We start from the raw sequence: 3,599 nt of genomic DNA on the forward strand, positions 1-3,599 counted from the left end.
CCTGCTCGGCGGGGGCCTCCGCCGCGGGCGCCTCCTCGGCCGCCGCGGCGGGCGCGTCCCCGCCGGACGACGACTCGCCCTCGTCGCCGATGACGGCCAGTTCCGCGCCGACCTCGACGGTCTCGTCCTCGGCGACGGTGATGCTGGTCAGGATGCCCGAGGCGGGGGAGGGGATCTCCGTGTCGACCTTGTCGGTCGACACCTCCAGGAGCGGCTCGTCGGTCTCGACGCGCTCGCCCTCCTTCTTGAGCCAGCGGGTGACGGTGCCCTCGGTGACGCTCTCGCCGAGCTGGGGCATGGTGACGGAGACCGGCATGTCTCAGCTGCTCCTTCGGAATACTCGTTGCGGCGTATCAGCCGTGCACGTGCAATGGTTTGCCGGCGAGGGCGAGATGCGCCTCGCCGACCGCCTCGGACTGGGTCGGGTGCGGATGGATCAGCTGGGCCACCTCGCCCGGGAGCGCCTCCCAGTTGTAGATGAGCTGCCCCTCCGCGATGAGCTCGCCCACGCGCGCCCCGACCATGTGCAGGCCGAGGACGGGACCGTCCACGGCCGCGATCACCTTGACCTCGCCCTGCGTCCCCAGGATCTTGCTCTTGGGGTTGCCGGCCAGGTCGTAGGTGACCTCCTTGATCTCGTACCCGCGCTCTCGGGCCACGGCGGACGTGATGCCGACCGAGGCCACCTCGGGGTCGGAGTAGGTGATGCGGGGAACGCCGTCGTAGTCGATCGACGCCGGGTCGAGCCCGGCCAGCCGCTCGGCGACGAGGATCCCCTCGGCGAAGCCGACATGGGCGAGCTGCGGCGTCTGGATCAGGTCGCCGACCGCGGAGATCGTGGGGACGTTCGTCCGGCAGTACTCGTCGACCTTGACGAACCCGCGCTCGGTCTCGACGCCGGCCTCGGCCAGGCCGATGCCGTCGGAGATCGGGCCGCGGCCGACCGCGACCAGCAGCAGTTCCGCGTCGATCGTCTTGCCGCCCTCGAGGGTGACGGAGATGCCGCCCTGCGTCGGCTTGGCGCTCTCGAAGCGCGTGCCGAGCTCGAACTTGATGCCGCGCTTGCGGAACGCGCGCTCCAGCCGCTTGGAGCTGGACTCCTCCTCCAGCGGCAGCAGGTGCGGGAGGGCCTCGACGATGGTGACGTCCGCGCCGAACGAGCGCCAGACGCTGGCGAACTCGACGCCGATCACGCCGCCGCCGAGGATGACGACGGAGCCGGGGACGCGGTCGAGCCGCAGCGCGTGGTCGCTGGAGATGACGCGCTCGCCGTCGATGTCGAGGCCGGGCAGCGACTTCGGCTGGGAGCCGGTGCCGAGGACGATGTGCCGTCCCTCGATCGTGCGGGCCTCGCCGGCGGCGGTGGCGACCTCGACCGTGGCCGGGCCGGTGAGCCGTCCGGTGCCGTGCACGACCTCGATGCCCCTGGCCTTGATCAGCCCGGTGAGGCCCTTCACGGTCGTCGAGACGACCTTGTCCTTGTAGGCGTTCACGCCCGCGACGTCGATGCCCTCGAACGTGGCCTTCACGCCGAACTTGGCGGCTTCGCGGGACTGGTCCGCCACCTCGGCCGCGTGCAGCAGCGCCTTGGTGGGGATGCAGCCGCGGTTGAGGCACGTCCCGCCTAGGGACTCGTCCCGCTCGATCAGCGCGACGGACTTGCCGAGCTCGGCGGCGCGCAGCGCGCACGCGTAACCGCCGCTGCCGGCACCTAGGACGACGATGTCGAAGGGGCCGTTGTCAGCCACTGGACGCTCCCTTTCCCCGGGGTCGTGGCGCCGCGTGGTCCGGGCGCCACGTCAGGTGGTCGTGGTCCGGGGCGGGCGCGCCGGTCGCGGGCCCCCGCCGCCACAAGGAATCTATTCTGTTCTCCCCCGGGGACGGCGGGCGGGGCCCCTGCAGAATTACCGTCTCCTGGTTTCCGGGACCCTACAGAACCCCGGGGGCCTTCACAGAACCCCGGCGGCCCTTCACAGAACTCCGTCGGCGAGGTCTTCGGCGATCTGGACCAGCGTGCGGGCGGCGGCGCCGGTGCCGCCCTTCGGGGTGTAGCCGTACGGCTCGCCCTTGTTGAAGGCCGGGCCGGCGATGTCGAGGTGGGCCCACTTGACGCCGTCCGGCACGAACTCCTTGAGGAACGTTCCGGCGACGAGCATCCCGCCCCACCGGTCGCCGCTGATGTTGGCGATGTCGGCGACGGACGAGTCGAGGCCCTTGCGCAGCTCCGCCGGAAGCGGCATGCCCCAGGACGCCTCCCCGGCGCGGCCGGCAGCCGCGACCACCTTCTCACGGACGTCGTCGTCGTTGGCCATGATGCCGGTGGTGCGGGTGCCCAGCGCGACGAGCTGCGCGCCGGTCAGCGTCGCCACGTCCACGAGGAGGTCGGGGGAGTCCTCGCCGGCGCGGACGAGGGCGTCCGCCATGACGAGGCGGCCCTCCGCGTCGGTGTTGAGGACCTCGACGGTCTTGCCGCCGTAGATGCGCAGCACGTCGGAGGGGCGCTGCGCGGTGCCGCTCGGCATGTTCTCCGCGATGGTCATGTAGCCGACCACGTTGACCGTGGGCTTGAGCCTGGCGATGGCGGCGAGCGCGCCGAGCACGGCGGCGGCGCCGCCCATGTCGGACTTCATCCAGTCCATGGCCTCGGACGGCTTGAGGGACAGGCCGCCGGAGTCGAACGTGATGCCCTTGCCGACCAGGACGAGCGTCTTGGCCGCCTCCGGGTGGGCGTAGGCGAGCCGGACGAGGCGCGGCGGGTTGACCGAGCCCTGCCCGACGCCCGCGATGCCGCCGTAGCCGCCCTCGACGAGCGCCTTCTCGTCCAGGACCTCGATGGCGAGGCCCGTCTCCCCGGCGACCCGCTCGGCCTCGCCGGCGAGGTCCTCGGGGCACAGGTGGGAGGGCGGGGTGTTGACCAGGTCGCGGACGAGCGTGACGGACGCGGCGAGGGTCCGGGCCCGCTCGACGGCCGCCTCTTCGGACGCCGGGGCCAGGAGGCGGATCTCCACGACCGGGCTCTTGTGCTCGTCGCCGGTGCGGTAGGAGTCGAACGAGTAGGCGCCGAGAAGCGCGCCCAGCGCCACGGCCTCGACGTCGTCGGCTGACGCGGCCGGCAGCGCGACGGCGACCTTCGCGTGCCCGGCGAGGGAGCGGACGGCGGCGCCCGCGGCGCGGCGGACGTCCTCGGCGGAGGGCGTCTCGCCCAGCCCGGCGGCGACGATCAGCTTGGCGGCGACGGCGCCGAGCGCGGGCAGCTTGGTGACCTCGCCGGCCTTGCCGGTGGCGCCCAGCGCGGCGAGCGCCTCGGCGAGCCTTCCGTCCAGCGCGCGGTCGAGGTCCTCGGAGCCGGCGGCCGGGGCGACACCCGTCCCGGCCGGTGCGACGCCGATCACGATGGCGTCGGCGTCGATACTTGCCAGGTCTGTGCCGTCAAGGCTGATGCTCGTCACGTAGCACGATGTTAGTCCCACCGGTGACCGGTTTCGCCCTTTTGGATCAAGCATTGCCGGTCCTGGGGGCCGGTACCGGCGAGGCGTGACAAAGCGTCCGGCCGGGGCTCGCGGGGCGCGGCCCGGGGCGGCTCCGGTGCGACTCGGGGG

The 3,599-nt window shown here is 72.7% G+C and carries 3 protein-coding genes; all 3 read right to left on the reverse strand.

Annotated features, from left to right (window positions below; translation table 11 throughout):
• A partial coding sequence (locus tag ETD83_RS40505) for a biotin/lipoyl-containing protein (protein ID WP_329603070.1) occupies nucleotides 1–316 on the reverse strand: 316 nt, incomplete at its 3' end.
• Nucleotides 317–353: 37 nt separating this feature from the next.
• On the reverse strand, nucleotides 354–1,748 hold the full coding sequence (gene lpdA / locus ETD83_RS40510; RefSeq protein ID WP_138650553.1) for a dihydrolipoyl dehydrogenase: 1,395 nt from the start codon (nucleotides 1,746–1,748) through the stop codon (nucleotides 354–356).
• Nucleotides 1,749–1,970: 222 nt separating this feature from the next.
• Nucleotides 1,971–3,503 (reverse strand): leucyl aminopeptidase, encoded by a 1,533-nt coding sequence (locus tag ETD83_RS40515; RefSeq protein WP_138650554.1) that lies wholly within the window; start codon nucleotides 3,501–3,503, stop codon nucleotides 1,971–1,973.
• Between the last annotated feature and the right edge of the window lie 96 nt (nucleotides 3,504–3,599).

This window comes from Actinomadura soli (assembly GCF_005889715.1).
GTDB lineage: Bacteria > Actinomycetota > Actinomycetes > Streptosporangiales > Streptosporangiaceae > Spirillospora > Spirillospora soli.